General features: G+C 59.1%; 19 protein-coding genes and 2 pseudogenes. 9 read left to right on the forward strand and 12 right to left on the reverse strand.

The genetic code is table 11. The annotated features are described in order from the left end of the window. Window positions 1–75 precede the first annotated feature (75 nt). Window positions 76–1,767, forward strand: coding sequence for a long-chain-fatty-acid--CoA ligase FadD1 (gene fadD1, locus K7431_RS23885; RefSeq protein ID WP_015885541.1), 1,692 nt, complete (start codon window positions 76–78; stop codon window positions 1,765–1,767). A gap of 54 nt (window positions 1,768–1,821) precedes the next feature. On the opposite strand, the gene K7431_RS23890 is transcribed toward fadD1, so the two are convergent. Next, the gene (locus tag K7431_RS23890) at window positions 1,822–2,199 is read right to left on the reverse strand and encodes a hypothetical protein (protein ID WP_015885540.1); all 378 of its coding nucleotides are present in this window, start codon (window positions 2,197–2,199) and stop codon (window positions 1,822–1,824) included. A 199-nt stretch (window positions 2,200–2,398) separates the two neighbouring features. Between K7431_RS23890 and K7431_RS23895 the strand changes: the two genes are divergently transcribed. The 3 genes from K7431_RS23895 (at window position 2,399) to def (ending at window position 4,257) form a co-directional block, all read left to right on the forward strand. Then, complete coding sequence (locus tag K7431_RS23895) at window positions 2,399–2,584, forward strand: CsbD family protein (protein WP_028617689.1); 186 nt, start codon at window positions 2,399–2,401, stop codon at window positions 2,582–2,584. Window positions 2,585–2,763: 179 nt separating this feature from the next. Next, a complete protein-coding gene (locus tag K7431_RS23900; protein ID WP_015885539.1) occupies window positions 2,764–3,714 on the forward strand; it encodes a YihY/virulence factor BrkB family protein in 951 nt (316 codons plus the stop codon). A 3-nt stretch (window positions 3,715–3,717) separates the two neighbouring features. Then, window positions 3,718–4,257: a peptide deformylase gene (gene def, locus K7431_RS23905; protein ID WP_015885538.1), complete on the forward strand. Its 540-nt coding sequence runs from the start codon at window positions 3,718–3,720 to the stop codon at window positions 4,255–4,257. Window positions 4,258–4,332: 75 nt separating this feature from the next. Here the strand turns inward: def and K7431_RS23910 are convergent, their stop codons facing one another. The 3 genes from K7431_RS23910 to gstA form a co-directional block, all read right to left on the reverse strand. Continuing rightward, window positions 4,333–5,151 carry a class I SAM-dependent methyltransferase gene (locus tag K7431_RS23910; protein ID WP_015885537.1) on the reverse strand — a complete coding sequence of 273 codons (819 nt, stop codon included), beginning with the start codon at window positions 5,149–5,151 and terminating at the stop codon, window positions 4,333–4,335. 59 nt (window positions 5,152–5,210) lie between these two features. Further along, window positions 5,211–5,648 carry a GNAT family N-acetyltransferase gene (locus K7431_RS23915; protein ID WP_043205799.1) on the reverse strand — a complete coding sequence of 146 codons (438 nt, stop codon included), beginning with the start codon at window positions 5,646–5,648 and terminating at the stop codon, window positions 5,211–5,213. Window positions 5,649–6,012: 364 nt separating this feature from the next. After that, window positions 6,013–6,615, reverse strand: coding sequence for a glutathione transferase GstA (gene gstA, locus K7431_RS23920; protein WP_015885535.1), 603 nt, complete (start codon window positions 6,613–6,615; stop codon window positions 6,013–6,015). 96 nt (window positions 6,616–6,711) lie between these two features. Here gstA and K7431_RS23925 point away from each other — a divergent pair, with 96 nt between their 5' ends. The 3 genes and pseudogenes from K7431_RS23925 to K7431_RS31300 form a co-directional block, all read left to right on the forward strand. Beyond that, on the forward strand, window positions 6,712–7,581 hold the full coding sequence (locus tag K7431_RS23925) for a LysR family transcriptional regulator (RefSeq protein WP_043205797.1): 870 nt from the start codon (window positions 6,712–6,714) through the stop codon (window positions 7,579–7,581). A 167-nt stretch (window positions 7,582–7,748) separates the two neighbouring features. After that, window positions 7,749–8,525 (forward strand): annotated as a pseudogene (locus tag K7431_RS31295) (PAS domain-containing protein); the annotation flags it as partial. 117 nt (window positions 8,526–8,642) lie between these two features. Continuing rightward, window positions 8,643–9,068: pseudogene (locus tag K7431_RS31300) on the forward strand (methyl-accepting chemotaxis protein); the annotation flags it as partial. A 161-nt stretch (window positions 9,069–9,229) separates the two neighbouring features. Here the strand turns inward: K7431_RS31300 and K7431_RS23935 are convergent. The 8 genes from K7431_RS23935 to K7431_RS23970 all read right to left on the reverse strand — a co-directional run bounded on the left by K7431_RS23935 (window position 9,230) and on the right by K7431_RS23970 (window position 15,702). Beyond that, window positions 9,230–9,751 carry a hypothetical protein gene (locus K7431_RS23935; RefSeq protein ID WP_015885532.1) on the reverse strand — a complete coding sequence of 174 codons (522 nt, stop codon included), beginning with the start codon at window positions 9,749–9,751 and terminating at the stop codon, window positions 9,230–9,232. A gap of 152 nt (window positions 9,752–9,903) precedes the next feature. After that, the gene (locus tag K7431_RS23940; protein ID WP_043205795.1) at window positions 9,904–10,389 is read right to left on the reverse strand and encodes a hypothetical protein; all 486 of its coding nucleotides are present in this window, start codon (window positions 10,387–10,389) and stop codon (window positions 9,904–9,906) included. A 129-nt stretch (window positions 10,390–10,518) separates the two neighbouring features. Then, a complete protein-coding gene (locus K7431_RS23945; protein WP_015885531.1) occupies window positions 10,519–11,928 on the reverse strand; it encodes an MFS transporter in 1,410 nt (469 codons plus the stop codon). Between the two features lie 8 nt (window positions 11,929–11,936). Further along, the gene (locus K7431_RS23950) at window positions 11,937–12,674 is read right to left on the reverse strand and encodes an NAD-dependent epimerase/dehydratase family protein (RefSeq protein WP_015885530.1); all 738 of its coding nucleotides are present in this window, start codon (window positions 12,672–12,674) and stop codon (window positions 11,937–11,939) included. Window positions 12,675–12,689: 15 nt separating this feature from the next. Continuing rightward, window positions 12,690–13,322: a glutathione S-transferase family protein gene (locus K7431_RS23955; RefSeq protein WP_015885529.1), complete on the reverse strand. Its 633-nt coding sequence runs from the start codon at window positions 13,320–13,322 to the stop codon at window positions 12,690–12,692. 152 nt (window positions 13,323–13,474) lie between these two features. Next, window positions 13,475–13,900: a hypothetical protein gene (locus K7431_RS23960; protein ID WP_043205794.1), complete on the reverse strand. Its 426-nt coding sequence runs from the start codon at window positions 13,898–13,900 to the stop codon at window positions 13,475–13,477. A gap of 224 nt (window positions 13,901–14,124) precedes the next feature. Beyond that, window positions 14,125–14,355 (reverse strand): DUF6124 family protein, encoded by a 231-nt coding sequence (locus K7431_RS23965; RefSeq protein ID WP_043205792.1) that lies wholly within the window; start codon window positions 14,353–14,355, stop codon window positions 14,125–14,127. Between the two features lie 315 nt (window positions 14,356–14,670). Further along, a complete protein-coding gene (locus tag K7431_RS23970) occupies window positions 14,671–15,702 on the reverse strand; it encodes a LacI family DNA-binding transcriptional regulator (RefSeq protein WP_162471082.1) in 1,032 nt (343 codons plus the stop codon). A 213-nt stretch (window positions 15,703–15,915) separates the two neighbouring features. On the opposite strand from K7431_RS23970, the gene K7431_RS23975 reads away from it, so the two are divergent. Both K7431_RS23975 and K7431_RS23980 read left to right on the forward strand, forming a co-directional pair. Continuing rightward, window positions 15,916–16,449 (forward strand): gluconokinase, encoded by a 534-nt coding sequence (locus tag K7431_RS23975; RefSeq protein ID WP_015885525.1) that lies wholly within the window; start codon window positions 15,916–15,918, stop codon window positions 16,447–16,449. Window positions 16,450–16,533: 84 nt separating this feature from the next. Continuing rightward, on the forward strand, window positions 16,534–17,886 hold the full coding sequence (locus tag K7431_RS23980) for a GntP family permease (protein ID WP_015885524.1): 1,353 nt from the start codon (window positions 16,534–16,536) through the stop codon (window positions 17,884–17,886). The last annotated feature ends 99 nt before the right edge of the window (window positions 17,887–17,985 follow it).

The following is a 17,985-nucleotide window of genomic DNA, read 5'->3' on the forward strand; positions in this document are numbered from 1 at the left end:
AACATACACCAATAATAATCGCATCAAATGCGATGATGAATTCGCGTCGCTGACGTCGCTGAGGAGTGGGCTTCCATGAACGAAGACTTTTGGAAGGATAAGTACCCCGCCGGGATTGCTGCACAAATCAATCCAGACGAGTATCCAAATATTCAGGCGGTACTGAAGCAGTCCTGCCAGCGCTTCGCCAACAAACCGGCTTTCAGCAACCTGGGCAAGACAATCACCTACGGTGAATTGTATGAATTGTCCGGCGCCTTCGCCGCGTACCTGCAGCAACATACCGACTTGAAGCCCGGCGACCGCATCGCCGTGCAGTTGCCCAACGTCCTCCAGTACCCGGTTGCCGTCTTCGGTGCCATCCGCGCCGGCCTGATCGTGGTCAACACCAACCCGCTGTACACCGCGCGGGAAATGGAACACCAATTCAACGACTCCGGGGCCAAGGCCTTGGTCTGCCTGGCCAACATGGCTCACCTGGCGGAAAAGGTCGTGCCCAAGACCGCCATCAAGCACGTGATCGTCACTGAAGTCGCTGACCTGTTGCCGCCGCTCAAGCGCCTGCTGATCAACAGCGTCATCAAGTACGTGAAGAAAATGGTCCCGGCGTTTCACTTGCCCAAGGCGATCAAGTTCAACGACGTGTTGGCCAAGGGGCATGGCCAACCGGTCAGCAACGCCAACCCGGCCAGCGGCGATGTAGCCGTGCTGCAATACACTGGCGGCACCACCGGCGTGGCGAAGGGCGCGATGCTCACTCACCGCAACCTGGTCGCGAACATGCTGCAATGCAAGGCGCTGATGGGTTCCAACCTCAACGAAGGTTGCGAGATCCTGATCACGCCGCTGCCGCTGTACCACATCTATGCGTTCACCTTTCATTGCATGGCGATGATGCTGATCGGCAACCACAACATCCTGATCAGCAACCCGCGCGACCTGCCGGCGATGGTCAAGGAGCTGTCGAAGTGGAAGTTCAGCGGCTTTGTCGGCTTGAACACCCTGTTCGTCGCGCTGTGCAACAACGAAGCCTTCCGCAAGCTGGACTTCTCCGCGCTGAAAGTCACCCTGTCGGGCGGCATGGCGTTGCAACTGGCAGCCGCTGAACGCTGGAAGGCCGTGACCGGCTGTGGCATCTGCGAAGGCTACGGCATGACCGAAACCAGCCCCGTGGCTACCGTGAACCCGATCCAGCACATCCAGATCGGCACCATCGGCATTCCCGTGCCGTCCACCGTGTGTAAAGTCATCGCCGACGACGGCACCGAACTCGCACTGGGTGAAACCGGCGAGCTCTGCGTCAAGGGTCCGCAAGTGATGAAGGGCTACTGGCAGCGCCAGGAAGCCACCGACGAGATGCTCGACAGCGAAGGCTGGCTGAAGACCGGTGACATCGCGATCATCCAGCCCGACGGCTATATGCGCATTGTCGACCGCAAGAAAGACATGATCCTGGTCTCGGGCTTCAACGTGTACCCCAACGAGCTGGAAGACGTGTTGGCGGGCTTGCCGGGCGTGCTGCAGTGCGCGGCCATCGGCGTGCCGGACGAGAAGTCCGGGGAACACATCAAGCTGTTTATCGTGGTCAAGCCAGGCGCAACCCTGACCAAGGAGCAGGTGATGGAGCACATGCGCGCCAACGTCACCGCCTACAAAGTGCCCAGGGCCGTGGAGTTCCGCGATGCGTTGCCGACCACCAACGTAGGCAAGATCCTGCGGCGTGAGTTGCGCGATGAAGAGTTGAAGAAGCTCGGTCTGAAAAAGTAACGCTATACCCATGTGGGAGGGGGCAAGCCCCCTCCCACATTTTTTATGCGTTTTCTACAGGGCGAACTGCGCGAAGCTCACACCGGCGCCTGCAGGGCGCACATCCTTCAAGAACGAATCCTTATCCGCGCTCAGCTCCAGGGTGATCTCAGGCTTGCGCTTGCCCGCGTTGCGCACCACCAAGCCTTCAAGATTCTCGCGCAGGAACACCGTCGGCACCTTCAGATGCAGCAACTGGTCGGTCTCGGCGTTATGCATCAACAGATGAATCCACTCGTACTGGCCCACGCCAATCCGCACCACCGGCAAGTCGAACCACCAGATGTTGCGTTTGCTGTCCAGGTCGGTGAAGTGGCAGTTGTTGACGCCGAGTACGGCACCGCCCAGTTCAGTGTTTCTGCGGGCGATGGCCTGTGCTTTATTGAGTTTCATAACCTTCCTACGGGATCTGTTATTCAGCGTTATAGCCTGAATGTGCCGGGCATTCTCGTGGGTTGGCCGCAAAACATAAAGCCAAACCTGCAACCGGCGATGAAATGCCTGCGCAAAAATAATTGAAACTCTGCCGAACGGCCTCAGGTCAATCTTTACGTAATGACCAAAAACCATCGATTGTTTCAGGAGAAATACCATGAGCAGTACATCCGATAAGGTTAAAGGCGTAGCGAACGAAGCGGTCGGCAACATTAAGCAAGGCGTCGGTAAAGTCACCGGCAACGACAAACTGCGCGCTGAAGGCGTGGTTCAGGAAAAGAAAGGCGAAGTTCAGAAAGCTGTCGGCGATACCAAAGACGCCGTGAAAAAAGCGACCAAGTAAGCCTGAATCGCTGGCTGGTTTCACGCAGCCCGACGGCCATCCACGGATGGCCGTTTTTGTGTCACCTGATGCGGTTAAAGTTTCGAAATTGTTTCAAGGTCGCCAAATAGGCTACCTTGATGTAGAAAACGGCCCCTGAGTCGCCCACGAACCTTCCTTTTGCGGCGAAAGGAGACGCTATGATTTTCCCGGTACTAGAAGGCCTCAAGCTGCACAAAGTGCTGGTGCGCACCGTCAAGGAATTTGTCGATGACGAGATGCCCACCTACGCCTCGGCGCTGGCCTACCAGATGCTGTTCTCGCTGTTTCCCTTCCTGCTGTTCCTGATTGCCCTGATCGGTTTCCTGCACCTGCCGGACTTCTTTACCTGGCTGCGCCTGCAGTCCGAGCTGGTGTTGCCGCCCCAGGCCCTGGAGCAGGTCAACCCGGTGATCGACCAGTTGCAGCAATCCAAGGGTGGCCTGTTGTCGGTGGGTATCGTGATTGCGCTGTGGACGGCCTCGGCCGGCGTGCGTCTGATGATGAGTGCGATGAACGCCGCGTATGACGTGGTCGAAGGTCGGCCTATCTGGAAGCGCTTTCCGCTGTCGATTTTCTACACCGTCGGCATCGCCGGCATGCTGTTGGCCGCTGCAGCGTTGATGGTGCTCGGCCCGCAGGTGATGGAGTGGTTGGCGGGGCAGATCGGCATGCAGGAGTTCGTGGTCACCTTGTGGACCATCGTGCGCTGGCCGTTGATCGTGATCCTGCTGATGTTTGCCGTGGCCCTCATGTATTACGTGATGCCGGACGTCGAGCAGAAATTTCGCTTTATCACCCCAGGCTCGGTGCTGGCCGTGGTGGTCTGGATCGTGGCCTCCCTGGGTTTTGGTTATTACGTCAAAACCTTTGCCGACTACAACGCCATGTATGGCAGCATCGGTGCGATCATCGTGTTGCTCCTGTACTTCTACATTTCTGCGGCCGTGCTGTTGCTGGGCGCGGAGATGAATGCGGTGATCGAGCACATGTCCGCCGAGGGCAAGGACCCTGGCGAAAAAGAGTTCGATGAACCCGGCCACACCGTTGAAAAACAGCACGTCTCAGGCCTTGGCCGGGACCATTCCAAGCCCACCCCTGACGAAGTCTGATCGATGATCCGTGAAATCCTGAAAATGGGCGACGAACGCCTTCTGCGTATCGCGCCTCCGGTTCCGCCGGAAATGTTCGACAGCCCCGAACTGTGGCAATTGATCGATGACATGTTCCAGACCATGGAACACGTGGGCGGCGTCGGCCTGGCCGCGCCGCAGATCGGCGTTGACCTGCAATTGGTGATCTTCGGTTTCGAGGCCAGCGAACGCTACCCGGACGCGCCGCCGGTGCCGCAGACGATCCTGATCAACCCGCTGATCACGCCGCTGGGCCCGGTGCTTGAAGAGGGCTATGAAGGCTGTCTGTCCGTGCCCGGCATGCGGGGCGCGGTGAGCCGTTACCAGCAGATTCGCTATGAAGGGTTTGATCCGAAGGGCGAACCTATCGTGCGGTTTGCCGATGGTTTTCATGCACGGTTGGTGCAGCATGAGTGCGATCACTTGATCGGCCGGTTGTACCCGTCGCGGATCACTGACTTCAGCAAGTTCGGGTTTATCGAGGTGATGTTTCCGGACATGGATCCCACGGCCGACGCCTAGCGTTCAGGCCCAATGAGACCGAACGGTGGGAGCGAGCAAGCCCGCTCCCACCGTTGGAACGCCTTTCAAGTCGGTTTATTTGGCCGGCTTCACAAACCGCAACGTCATCCGATCCGACTCGCCAATCGCCACATACTTGGCCTTGTCCTGCTCCCCCAATTTCAATGTCGGCGGCAACGTCCACACCCCAGCCGGATAGTCCTTGGTGTCTTTCGGATTGGCGTTGATTTCGCTCTGTCCCGCCAGCTTGAACCCGGCATCCGTCGCCAGTTTCACCACCTGGGCCGTGGTCAGGTAACCGCTGTCTTTGATCGCGTCCAGATCGGCCCCCTCCTTGGCCCGATGATCCTCCACGCCCAGCACGCCACCCGGTTTCAGCACGGTGTAGAAGGCACTGAACGTCTTCGCTGCGGTATCGGCCGCGACCCAGTTATGCACATTACGGAATGTCAGCACGGCGTCTGCCGAAGCGGGTTTGCCGAACACCGGCGCCTTGGGGTCGAACTCGACCACCTCAGCCTTGCCGTACCGAACAGGGTCAGCCGCGAATTTCTTTTTCAGGTTCTCTTCCGAGGTGCGCGCATAGGCACTGCTGCTCGCGGCCTGCACCGCCGCGATGTAATGCCCGTGATCCTTGAGCAGCGGTGCCAGCACCTCGCTGTACCAGCCGCCACCGGGGGTGATCTCGATCACGGTTTGCTTGGCGCCCAAGCCAAAGAACGCCAGTGTCTGTTGCGGATGGCGATAACCGTCGCGGGCGCTGTTGGCCGGGTCGCGCCAACTGCCGGCGAGCACGCTCTGGTACTGCTGGGCGGTGAAGGTGGCGTCGGCTGCCTGGCTTAAAACCGGGGCGAGCAGGGCGGTGAGGGACAGAGCTGCGAGTGTGGTTTTCATGATCATCCTGTAAAGGGCCACTGTGCCGCCGAGGCTAGCATGGGCCCTGTACGCTCGGATCACACATTATCCGAGGTCGACCTCACCAAACGATCTAAGCCCATCGCGATCATCGGTTTGTTGCGTTTGTAGCGCACCAGCCGTTCGCTGAGAGACTGCGGCAACAGCGTGTCCTGACTGAACCCCATGCGCTGATACAACCCCTCCAAGTCCGGATGGCACAACAACCACACTGTACCTTCGACATCGGCCACCGCCGCCGCGATCACCTGCGCCGCCAGCCCCTGGCCGCGATAGGCCGGATCAACAAACACTCCGGTCAGCCACTGCCCGCCGACCACGGGTGTGAGGCACAGACCCGCGACAATCTCGCCATCGCGCGCCACCCACAAACGCCCGCCCTTGAGCGCCTTCATCGGCGAATTGTGGCTGCGGTAAAATTTATTCAGCAACGGCCAAAGCGGCTCTGCCAGCGGTTCGATGTGCAATGGGGGCATGGTGTTCAGGCAAGCGTTATCAAGGACCGGGGATTATAAGCGCCTTCTGTCTTGCAATAGGTGGTATACCCACTGCTACATCCCCTGTCAGTGGAGCACGCATCATGGCCAAAGGTATGGATTCAAAGAAAGCCGCGAAGAAGAAACCGGCAAAGACCGCAGATGAAAAACGCGCCGACAAAAAAGCCAAGAAAACTGAGACAGGCCTGTTCGGTCACTGAGTGACACGCTTGAAAGCAAACCCTCTGCAAGATTTCCCAGCCTCTACCGTAAGCCCCAAATGGCCGCTTGAAACCGGTTCTCTGCAGCGAAGCGGATCAAATGTGGGAGCACGCCCGCTCCCACAGGTTGATTGCATTTTAGTTCATCGGCTTTCTGCTGCCAGGGCCGCAATCACCGCCGGCCGTGCGCCGATCCGCTGCTGAAACGCCGCCAGCGCCGGCCACTCGCCCAGATCAATAGCGTGAAACCCTGCCCAGCGCAGCACCACGAACAGGTAGGCGTCCGCTACCGAATATGCGGTGCCCAACAGATAATCCTGGTGTTCCAGCGTCTGCACCAGCACCGCGAAACGCTTGAAGAGGGTGGCCTGGAACAGGGCACGCACCTCGCCCTGGATGGCATCGTTGAAGAACACCGCCAACCCGCCGTGCACTTCGGTCGCGATGAAATTCAGCCATTCCTGCAACCGCACGCGCTCCCAGCTGCCATTGGCCGGGGCCAGTCCGACGGTGGGTTTCAGGTCGGCCAAGTACTGCAGGATCGCGCTGGCTTCGGTCAGCACCTGGCCATCGTCCAGCCTCAGCGCGGCGACGTAGCCCTTGGGGTTGATCTGCAGGAAATCCTCGCCATCGGCGGTGGTTTTGGCCTGGTTATCAACCCGCACCAGGTCGAACGGCAACGCCAATTCGCGCAGGACGATATGCGGGGCGAGGGAACAGGCGTGGGGGGCGAAATACAGTTTCATCTGGGGCAGCTCCGTTGAATTTGCGCCAGTCTCGTGGGCGTGGCACCTTGCGTAAAATTAAACCTTCAGACCCCTGCCATAAGGATCGCTACTGCCATGATGAACCTGATGCATTGGCGCCTGCTGGTGGCGGTGGCCGATCACGGCAGCATCACCGCCGCCGCCGAGCATGTGGGCATGACCCAATCCGCCGCCAGCCAGGCCATGGCCGGCATGGAGGCATCACTGGGTGCGCAGCTGTTTACCCGCGAGCCGCGCAAGACCTTGCCCACTGCCTTGGGCTTGAGTGTGGTCGAGCAGGCGCGGGTGATGCTCACAGCCTTGCAGGCGATTCGCAGCACCGTGGACGAAGCCAGGCCCATGCTGCGTGGGAGTATTCGCATTGCAAGTTTCCCCATGGTGCTGGTGGCCTTTCTCACTCCGTTGTTACAACGCTTCGCGCAGCTTCACCCCGGTATAGAGGTCACCACCCTTGAAGTCACTGACAACGAAGTGAACACGTTGCTCGACGCAGGCCTGATCGACTTCGGCGTAGTGCTCAACCCCCATCCTGGGCGCAATGCCACGGTGTTGGGGCGGGACAATTGGCTGGCGGTGTTGCCGGTGCAGCACGCGCTGGCCCAACGTCCGGCGCAGGCCACGGTGACGCTGGAGGAATTGCTGGCACAGCCCTTTGTACTGGCCACTGGTGGCTGCACCGCCAATGCGCGCAGCCTGGGCGCTGATGCCGGGCTGACGCTGAGTGATATTCGCGTGGAAGTGCGCGAGTGGAGCAGTGCCTTCAGCCTGGTTCGCGAAGGTGTCGGCGTGACCCTGGTGCCGGAAATGACCCTGCCAGCCCAACGCCAGGGCCTGCGGGTGATGCCACTGGCCGTGCCCGTGCACCGCGAGTTCTCCCTGGTCGCAGCGCAACACTGTCCGCCCTCCGCTGCTGCCGGCGCATTGTTAAAAATGCTGGCTGACTAGTGGCCTTGCATAGCGCCAAGCCGTGTCTATGCTCACCCAGAACCGTTGATGACGCTTGGCATATAAAGCGATTTGGATGGTTATTTCCCCATGAAGGTGTGCCAGCAATAGCCAACAAATGAATGGAATGCGCCTTCTGGGCGCCGGTAATCAAGGGTGATCTGACCATGTTCAACCGCCATCACAAATCCGACCTGCAACAAATCGAACGTTTCTCCTGCGCACTCACTGAATCCAACGCCAAACTCGCCGCCATCAGCCGTTCCATGGCCATGATCGAGTTCGACCCCAGTGGCGTGATTCTCGACGCCAACGATAACTTCTGCAAAGCCATGGGCTACAGCGCCGAGGAGATTTGCGGCAAACATCACCGCCTTTTTTGCGACGAGGCCTACACCCAAACCGACGCCTACGCCAAGCTTTGGCTTGACCTGGCGCGGGGCGAGGCGCTCAGTGGCACCTTTATGCGCTTGAACAAACAGGGCCAGGAAGTCTGGCTCGAAGCCAGCTACATGCCGGTGCTGGACAAAGACAATCACGTATTGAGCGTGATCAAAGTCGCGTCGGATATTTCCGCACGGGTTCACCATGAGCATGAAAACCAGAGCCTGATCGACGCCATCGGCCGCTCTATGGCGGTGATCGAATTCACGCCCCAGGGCCAGATCCTCAACGCCAACGAAAACTTCCTGAAAACCGTGCAGTACTCCCTGGATGAGATCGTCGGCCAGCACCACAGCTTGTTCTGCCACCGCAGCGAAGTGGAGTCGCCCGCCTATAAGGCGTTCTGGGCGTCCCTCAACCGCGGCGAGTACCACTCGCACCGCTTCGAGCGCAAAAACAAATACGGCAAGACGCTGTTCCTGGAAGCCTCCTACAACCCGATCTTCGACACCAATGGCCGCTTGTACAAAGTGGTGAAGTTCGCCAGCGACATCACCGACCAAGTCACCACCCTGCGCAGCGCCGCTGACTCGGCTCACGCCACCTCGGTGCAAAACGATGCCTGCGCCCGTAAGGGGTCGGAAGTGGTGCAGCAAACTGTGCAGATCATCGAAGAAATCTCCCTCGACCTGAACCAGGCGGCCGTGAGTATCGACGCGGTCAGCAAGCAGTCGGACATCATCGGCGCCATTGTGCAGACCATCCGCAGCATTGCCGAGCAGACCAATATGCTGGCGCTCAACGCTGCCATTGAAGCGGCGCGGGCCGGTGAGCATGGGCGCGGGTTTGCAGTGGTGGCCGACGAAGTGCGCAGCCTTGCGGGGCGGACCAGCCAGGCGACGGTGGAAATTGTTGATGTGGTGCGTAAGAACCACGACCTGTCGCTGAGCGCCGTGTCGAGCATGCAATCGAGCTTGAGCCGCACAGGGCTGGGTGTAGAGTTGGCGAACGAAGCGGGGCAGGTGATCCTGGAGATTCAGGAAGGCTCACGGCATGTGGTGGATGCGATCGGGCAGTTCAATTCGACGTTGCAGTTGCAGTAACCCCGAGCACGCTTTGCGTAGTGAGCGGGCTTGCCCCGCGCTGGGGGGCGAAGCCGCCCCAATAAAAACGCCGCATTCTGTCAGGCAGAATGCGGCGACTGGTTTTAGGGCGGCTTCGCCCCCCAGCGCGGGGCAAGCCCGCTCACTACAGGCTAAGGGGCTTAGATCGCGGCCAGGGTTTCTTTTACCGCCCGCGCCTGCGGGTCAGTGGTCTTTGCAGCTACCTGCTGCTCTTGCTGCTGCTTCAAGCGTTCCGCCACTTGCTTGGAAATAGCGTCCTGCTTTTCCTGCGACATGTTCTGCACATCCGCCTCGGTCAAACCCTGCTCCTTGAGCAACTGCTCACGAATGCGCTCGGCCGGGGATTTGCTCATGTAATCGGTGAACTCGGACCGCGCCGTGCTGGTGGTCGAACCGGTTTTCGGCACGTCTGTTGTCGCCGTGGAGGCGGTAACGGCCTCTGTGGTGGTCTGCAACTGCACGCGGGTCTTGGCGAAGGCTTCGTCGATACGGTCAGTCGCCTTGTCCAACTCCTTCTGCGCGGCCGGCACGGTCACGCTTTGCTGCGCAGCTTGCAAGGCACCGCTGTACAGCGCGCTGGCGGCGGCGTTGGCGGGGTCCATGTCGGGCCGTTTGATCTGTTGAAGGGTCGACACGGCTTGGGTGTTGTTGTTAACCAGCATGATCGGTCACCTGGGGAAATGTTCGGTGCCTCAGGAGGAGCAAATAGCGTGCCGGGTGTGAACGCCTGGAATTAGGGCGCGTATCTATGTCGCTAAGGCAAGAACTGTCCTGTTTGCGGCCAATTCTTGCCGTTGGCGGCTGTCTCACGGCATCACTCAGTGTGTGGTGGTGTGATGGCTTGGTTGTTATCTAGAACGCCAATTCCAGTCAAATCCATCTCCCCACCATTGACTTCTAAGGAGTTTCCATATGTGTCACTGGCTCTGAAGTAGAACCTTGCGAAAACTTTTCCAGTGTTGGTATTAAATTCAAAAAACGTAATTTGCCCCGCTGTCGCTTGAAAACGGATCTGCTGAGGGTCGGAGGCGTATTTTAAATCGCAGGTAGCGGTCACTGGGCCGCCGGGGGTGATGTCGTATTTGTCGCGGTTTCCGGTAATTCCAAGTGGGAGATGGAATTCCATATAAACGACATCGCTACCTCTCTGAGTCGTGTCCAATGTGTAGCGGAAGGCCATTCTTCTTAAGCTGATTTCATCGGCTCTGTATTCAAGAACCAAACTACCTCTCACGAGTTGTGCTGTGAATTTCCCATTTGTGGGGTTCCTATGGTTACTTTCCATTTGGGAGTCTGTCATGGCGCCGTCCTTGTTTATTAACTGGTGAATTGACAGAGCTGTGTCGCAAGCCCTGCGCAAATCAGGCGCCCATAACTGCCGCAGGTCCACTGTCAGAAATAACAGTTACGACCAATGGTTGCGTCGTCATCAGTGGGCGATATTTTCCAGCGCCAGGTTACGCGTGCGTGGCCCGAACCAACTGATGGTGATCATCACGATCAACATGCTGCTGGCAATAAACGCCAGTACGCCCGGCGTGCCCAGGTGTTCGAGGATAAAGCCGATCAACAGGCTGCTGAACACCGTCGACAAGCGGCTGAACGAGTAACAGAACCCGACCGCCCGTGCGCGGATGTTGGTCGGGAACAGTTCGCTCTGGTACGAGTGATAACTGAAGCTCAGCCAGGCATTGCAGAAGGTGATCATCACCCCGCAGATCACCAGCCCCACCGCCGTGGTTTGCAGGGCAAACAGGCTGCCGAAGATCACGGCGCCCAGGGCCGAGCCGACGATTTGCCATTTGTTTTCAAAGCGGTTGGCCACCTTCACGAATAACAACGGCCCCAGCGGGTAGGCGAGGGTAATGATGAAGGCGTAGAGCAAACTGTGGGTCACGCTGACGCCCTGGCCTGAGAGCAGTGCGGGCAGCCAATTGCCGAAGCCGAAGAACCCGATGGCCTGGAACACATGGAACACGATCAGCATCAACGCGCGGCGGCGGTATGGCGGTTGCCAGATGTCGGCAAAGCGGCCGCTGCCGTGCACGCTGACGGCTTGCGGTTCGGGCTCGTCCAGCGGTTTGCCGTGATCCTTTCGGCAGCGCGCTTCCAGGTTGTCCATGATCTTCCCGGCTTCGTCAAAGCGCCCTTTCTGTGCCAGCCAGCGCGGTGATTCCGGCAGGCGTTTGCGCAGTTGCCAGATAAACAACGCGAACACGGCGCTCGACAGCACCACCCAGCGCCAACCCGAGATGCCGAACGGCGCCTGCGGCACCAGCCACCACGACATCAGCGCCACCGCCGGCACCGACAGGAACTGGATAAAAAACGCAAAGGCAAACGCCGAACTGCGCATGCGTTTGGGCACCAGTTCCGAGAGGTAGGCGTCGATGGTCACCAGCTCGATGCCCAGGCCGATGCCCACCAGGAAACGCATGCAGATGATGCCCAAGGCCGAGGTCTGGATGCCCATCAACACGGTGGCGACGGTGTACCAGATCAACGCAAAGGTAAAGATTGCCCGGCGCCCAAAACGGTCGGCGATGGGGCTGAGCAGGCTGGCGCCGAGGAACAGGCCCAGGAAGGTCGCAGAGGCGAAGGCCGCCTGGTCCGAGAAGCCGAACACGCCTTCGCTGCCGGTGTGGAAAATCCCGTCGCTGATCAGGCCGGGGCTGATGTAGGCGGTCTGGAACAGGTCATACAGCTCGAAAAAACCACCAATCGACAGCAGCGCCACCAAGCGCCAAACGGTAGCGACGGCGGGCAGACGGTCAATGCGCGCGCTGATGTGGGCGGCGCGGAGGGGGTCGATGCCGTCGGTACTGGAGAGTGTGGGCATGGGGAAACTCAATAAGTGATCGGAATCTCGAATGTTTGAAACGCGTCATCCTGGGGATGGTAACCCAGCATCCGCGTGGTCTCGCTCAAATCCAAGCGCTTGAAGCGGTTATTGGAAATACCATGGGCAATCAAGTGCTTCACGCCCTCGGCCTCCACCGAACGTTGCAGCAACTGCACAGCATCACGGGGGCTGAGCCACGCGCTGAGGTCGCGGGCGTTGTTCAGGTCGTGGGTTTCGGGGAACTCGAAGGCGCCGATGCGCAGGGCAATCGTCGACAGCGGGGTTTTTGCCGCGTAGTAGCCGCACAACGCCTCGCCGTAGCATTTGCTCACGCCGTACAGGTTGGCGGGCAGTACGGGCATGCCGGGTGTGATCTGGCGATCCACCGGGTAGCCTTCGATGGTTTGCGCGCTGCTGGCGAATACCAGGCGTTTTACCCCGGCGTTCACAGCGGCGTCGAACAGGTAGGTCGTGGCGAGGATATTGTTGGGCAGCAACTCGTCGAACGAGGCGCTGGCATGGGGGATGCCCGACAGGTGCACGATCACGTCGATGCCGTCGAGCAGGGCAACCAGGCTGGATTGATCGCTGAGGTCGGCGTGCACGAAGCGGTGTTGGCCCACGTCGAAATCCGGCGCGATGCGATCGGTGAGGGTGAAGCGGTAGCGGTCTTTCGAGCCTTCGAAAAACGTCTTGCCGATTCTGCCGCAGGCGCCGGTCAGCAGTACGTTGAGTCCTTTCACGGTGTCGTCCTTGGTTTAGTTGTGACCGTCGAGGGCAAAGGCCTTGAAGCCAGCGTGCTGACTGAGGCGTTGATAGTACGCCGCGATGGCGGGGTAGGGCGGGCGCTCCATGGGCGTCATTTGCCAGCGGTGCACCGAGAGGCCGATCAGGATATCGGCGAGGGTGAATTCGTCGCCGGCCACGTAGGCACCGGTCTTGGTCAGCTGGCGTTCCAGAATGCCCATCTTGTCGTTCCACCGCTGCACGGCGGCGGCAATCTGCGTCGCGTCCAGACCCTCCGGGTTGCCGCGCACCAGGGCTGTGAAGGCATCGCCCCAGGCGCGGTTGAGTTCGACGGCTTGCCAGTCTATCCACTGCTCGACCCTGGCACGTGGCGCGGGTTCGGCGGGCAGCAGGTCATGCCGTTGGTAGAGGTTCACGAGGTAGCGGCAGATGGTGTTGGACTCCCACAGCACGCCGTGGTCGTCGATCAATACGGGGATCTGGGCGTTGGGGTTCAGGGCGAGGAATTCGTCGGACTGGGTGGGCTTGAAGCCAATGCCCCAGTCTTCGCGCTGGTAGTCGATGCCCAGTTCCTGGCAGGTCCAGAGTACTTTGCGCACGTTGATGGAGGACGTGCGACCCAAGATTTTCAGTGAGTGGCCCATGGTGCTTCCCTGGCGGTGGAAATGTGCAGTGGCCAATGTAGCAGGGAGCACGTATAAGAGCGAGTTGCGCGGAAACTGTGCCTATGAAAGAAACCGGCCCAGAGTGTTATAGAGAGCCGGTTGGCTGAGAAGACTCAATGTGTGAGAAGTTGTTATAGTTCATCAAAGTATTGAATGTTGGCCTCACCTTTAACTTCGTGCTCCTGTCCTTTTATGTTTATAAAAAAACTGAATTCCAGCGTTACATGCAGTTGGTTAGGAATATAGGTTGATTTAACCTTCCCGCGTGAAGCCTGGTAGCCTGTAGTGTCGATATCGTAAAAACCCCAAGGAGGTACGTCATCACTTACGATCTCACCCTCGAAAGAGCCGGGCCCATCGCCGATATACACAGTGACTCGAATGCTTTCGTTTGAGTGAATATGAGTGCCGGTTAAGCGAAGTATGCCCTGTCCCTTGGTCATAATTACATCGCTAGTAAAAAAATCTCCGATCGGAGACGCTTCAATATCAAAGTGCCCTTTAGCCTTTTTAGTTTTGATGTTGATGTCGGGTGTGTGTGGGATGCCAGCGGTCATGATTGCTTTCCTCCGGTTTAAATAAACGTTTGGTCCTGAGCATATTGGGAGTCAGGAAGCTTATTAGTCCGTATTGTCGGTATCACGTCTACTGTCAGAAATCACAGTGTTTTATTGTATTTGACTGGGCTAACGTACTGAGATTTTATAGTGGGCTTTCTGACGCAATAACTTGGACTTTGTTCTGCAGGGGCAATCAATTGTTAAACTCACGCAGCCTTCTTTCAGCAGCTTGGTGTGTGCTGGTCCACGGCTTTTCCTAGCAGCAAGATGCTCAGTTCACTCAGTTGGTAAATCGCCAGGGCCACATCGCGGTGCTTGCCGCTGAGGTCATCGGACAGGTCGAGCAGCAAGGTGCTGACGGAACATACGGCTTCGTAGCTGTTGATCAGCAGGGTTTCTGTGGAGGTGTCAGGGATGACAGTGAAGAGCGTGTGCGTGGGGATGCTGTGCATGAGTGAAGTACCTGATATGGGCTGATACCTCATCGCTACTAAACGAGGGTGGCAGCTGTACGCAGGTTAGTAGACCGGTATCCCACACAAACCCGGCGCACCCGAAGGCGCCCTGCGCACAGCCACCATCAAGCATCGATAGGCTCATTTATCTTGTGTGAGGAAGCGGGCTACATAAACCCGATCACCGAGAAATTCAGCGACCAGACAACCTTAGAGACCCCCACCCAGGCGCACAAGCCGGCGGATTCTGACGTAAGCGTAGGCAACCGGGCAAGGCGCTTACCGCAATGTCAGTCGCGTCCTACAGGCGTCCTACGTACTCTCCCGCACCTGCAACTCAAACCCCATGTCCACCACCGGTTTGGCGATCTTGTTGCCCGCCATGATCGTCAATAAATGCTCCGCCGCCCGCCGGCCAATCGCTTCACGCGGGGTGCTGATGCTGCTCAGGCGCGGCACCATGAACGACGACGCCGGCAAGTCGTTGAAGCCCAGCACCGCCACACGCTCCGGCACCTTGATGCCATGGCGCAGGGCTTCCAGCAGCGCGCCCTGGGCCAGGTCGTCGTTGCCGAAGAAGATCGCGTCCACGTCCGGATGCGCCGCCAGTAACTGTAAAAACAACTCGCCGCCCAGGCCCACGGAGGAGGGGCGCGGCGTCAGCAACTCCAGCGCCGGGTCGTACAGGCCGGCTTGTTGCAGCGCTCGGCGAAAACCTTCGCCACGCAGCAAGGTGCGTTGGTCCAACTGCGCACCGATGTACGCCAGGCGCTTGCGCCCACGGGAGATCAAATGCGCTGCCGCCGTCTCGCCCGCCGCCAGCTGCGAGAACCCCACGCAGTTCACGCCGGCGTTCGGGTCCAGGTCCATCATGTACACGCACGGCACATTGCTGGCCTCGACCATCCGTCGGGCGCTTTCGGTGCGATCAAACCCGGTCAGCAACAAACCGCGTGGCTGGTAGGCCATGTAGTTGCGCAGCAGGTTTTCTTCTTCATCGCGCGAATAGTGGGAGTTGCCGATCAGCACTTCAAAGCCCTTGGGCCGCAGTACCTGGTGGATGGCTTCGAGGGTTTCGATAAACAGCAGGTTGGACAACGACGGCACCAGCACCACCACCGAATGGCTCTGGGCCGAGGCCAGGGCGCGGGCGGCGGGGTTGACCACGTAGTTCAGTTCGGCTGCGGCGTGTTGCACTTTTTCCACCAGTTCGGTGGCGACGGTGCTGATGCCGCGTAGGGCACGGGAGGCGGTAATCGGGCTGACGCCGGCCAGGCGGGCGACTTCGTTAAGGGTCGGGCGACCGGTAGTGCGCATTTTTTTATCGTTCTTAGAGGTCATCAGGCGGCTTGCCAAACAAAAATCGAGGCACTAAGGTAGCGCTGTCTCCAAAGGGCTGCAAATTCTTGAACAAAGGGTTGCCTGATCCTGTTCAACGCGTTGGAGCGGATGCACGCGTCACTCCATAAAAAAAGACAAGACGGCGCGGGAAAAGCCTGTTTTTGCACTAGCCTTACAGCGTGCAAAGGTAGCGCTATCTGCGTCCTGAGGTGTTCCATGAGTCAACCTGTTACCGCCCTGGTCATCATGGGTGTTTCCGGCTGTGGCAAGTCCAGCGTCAGCGAGGCCCTGTGCCGCCTGAACGGTGCGACCGCCATTGAAGGCGACAGCTTTCACCCCGCCGCCAACATCGAAAAGATGAGCGCCGGCCACCCCCTCAACGACGACGACCGCGCCGGCTGGCTCGACATCCTGTGCGATGAACTGCGCCGTTCGCTGAAAGCGGGCGAGCATCCCGTACTCACCTGTTCAGCGCTTAAAAAGAAATACCGCGACCACCTGCGCGAAGCCGCGCCGGGCCTGGGTTTCGTCTTCCTGGAACTGACCCGCGCCGTGGCCGCTGACCGCGTGTCCCATCGCCCCGGCCATTTCATGCCGGCAAGCCTGATCGACAGCCAGTTCGCCACCCTTGAGTCGCCCAAAGGCGAGCCGCTGACCTTGGCCCTCAACGCCAGCGAAGACAGCGTCGAGGAATTGGCCGAGCAGACCAATGCCTGGTGGCTGAAACACGGTTTTGAACCATCCAAATAATTTTTTGCCGGAAAAGATAGCGCTATCCCCGGCAGGAAATTCAACACCCGCTTTAATAACAACAACAAACAGGAGAGACCCCCCATGTTTGGCATGTCCCACGAGTCGTACCTGCTGTTAGATGCAGTCGTCACCATCATCGGGCTGATCGTGTTGATCACCCGGTTCAAGGTTCACCCCTTTATTGCGTTGATCATCGCCGCAGGTTTCCTCGGCCTGACCTCGGGCATGCCCGTGGACAAGATCATCAAGGCCTTCCAGGACGGCTTCGGCGGGGTGCTTGGCTTTGTCGGCATCATCCTCGCGCTGGGCACGATGCTCGGCAAGATGATGGCTGAGTCCGGCGGCGCCGATCAGATCGCCCAGACCCTGATCCGCGCCTTTGGCAAGGACAAGGTCCAGTGGGCCATGATGTTCGCCGCGTTCCTGGTGGGCATCCCGCTGTTCTTCGAGATCGGCTTTGTGCTGCTGATCCCGCTGGTGTTCATTGTCGCGCGCCGTACCGGTGTGTCGCTGATCAAGATCGGCATCCCGCTGCTGGCCGGCCTGTCGGCGGTACACGGCCTGGTGCCACCGCACCCCGGCCCGCTGCTGGCCATCGGCGTGTTTGGCGCGGACATCGGCAAGACCATCCTGTACGGCCTGATCGTCGCCTTGCCGACCGCCATCATTGCCGGCCCGATCTTCGGTACGTTCATCGCCAAGTACATCCCGGGCAACCCGTCCCAGGAACTGGTCGACCAACTGGCCCGCGAGACCGATAACAAGTCGTTGCCGAGCTTCGGCATCACCCTGGTCACCGTGCTGCTGCCGGTGTTCCTGATGCTGCTGAAAACCTTCGCCGACATCGCGTTTGCCGAAGGCAACGTGGTGCGCAACTGGATGGACATGATCGGTCACCCGATCACCGCGCTGCTGCTGGCGTTGCTGCTGTCGCTGTACACCTTTGGTCATCGCCAGGGCATCCATTCCAAGCAGATTCTCAAGCTGCTTGACGCCAGCCTGGCGCCGACCGCCGCGATCATCCTGATCATCGGTGCCGGTGGTGGCTTCAAGCAGATGCTGGTGACCAGCGGCGTGGGTGACGTGATCGGCCACATGGCGGTGAACGCACAGATCAACCCGATCCTGCTTGCGTGGCTGGTGGCGGCAGTGATTCGCGTGGCAACCGGTTCGGCCACCGTGGCAACCATTACCGGCGCGGGCATCGTGGTGCCGGTGGTGGGGATGATTCCAGGCGTTAACCGTGAACTGCTGGTGTTGGCAACGGGGGCAGGGTCGTTGATTCTGTCTCACGTCAACGATGCGGGGTTCTGGCTGGTGAAGCAGTATTTCAACATGACCGTGGCTGAGACGTTCAAGACGTGGACGGCGATGGAGACCATTCTGTCGGTCGTGGCGTTGATCTTCATCATGTTGCTGTCGTTGGTGGTGTAAGCCACACCGCAGCATCCCATGGGGTCACCCAATCAAATGTGGGAGGGGGCTTGCCCCCGATGGCAGTGGTTCAGTCACCGGATGCAGTGACTGACACTC

The sequence above is a fragment of the Pseudomonas fluorescens group sp. genome (assembly GCF_020093335.1).
Classification (GTDB): domain Bacteria; phylum Pseudomonadota; class Gammaproteobacteria; order Pseudomonadales; family Pseudomonadaceae; genus Aquipseudomonas; species Aquipseudomonas petroselini.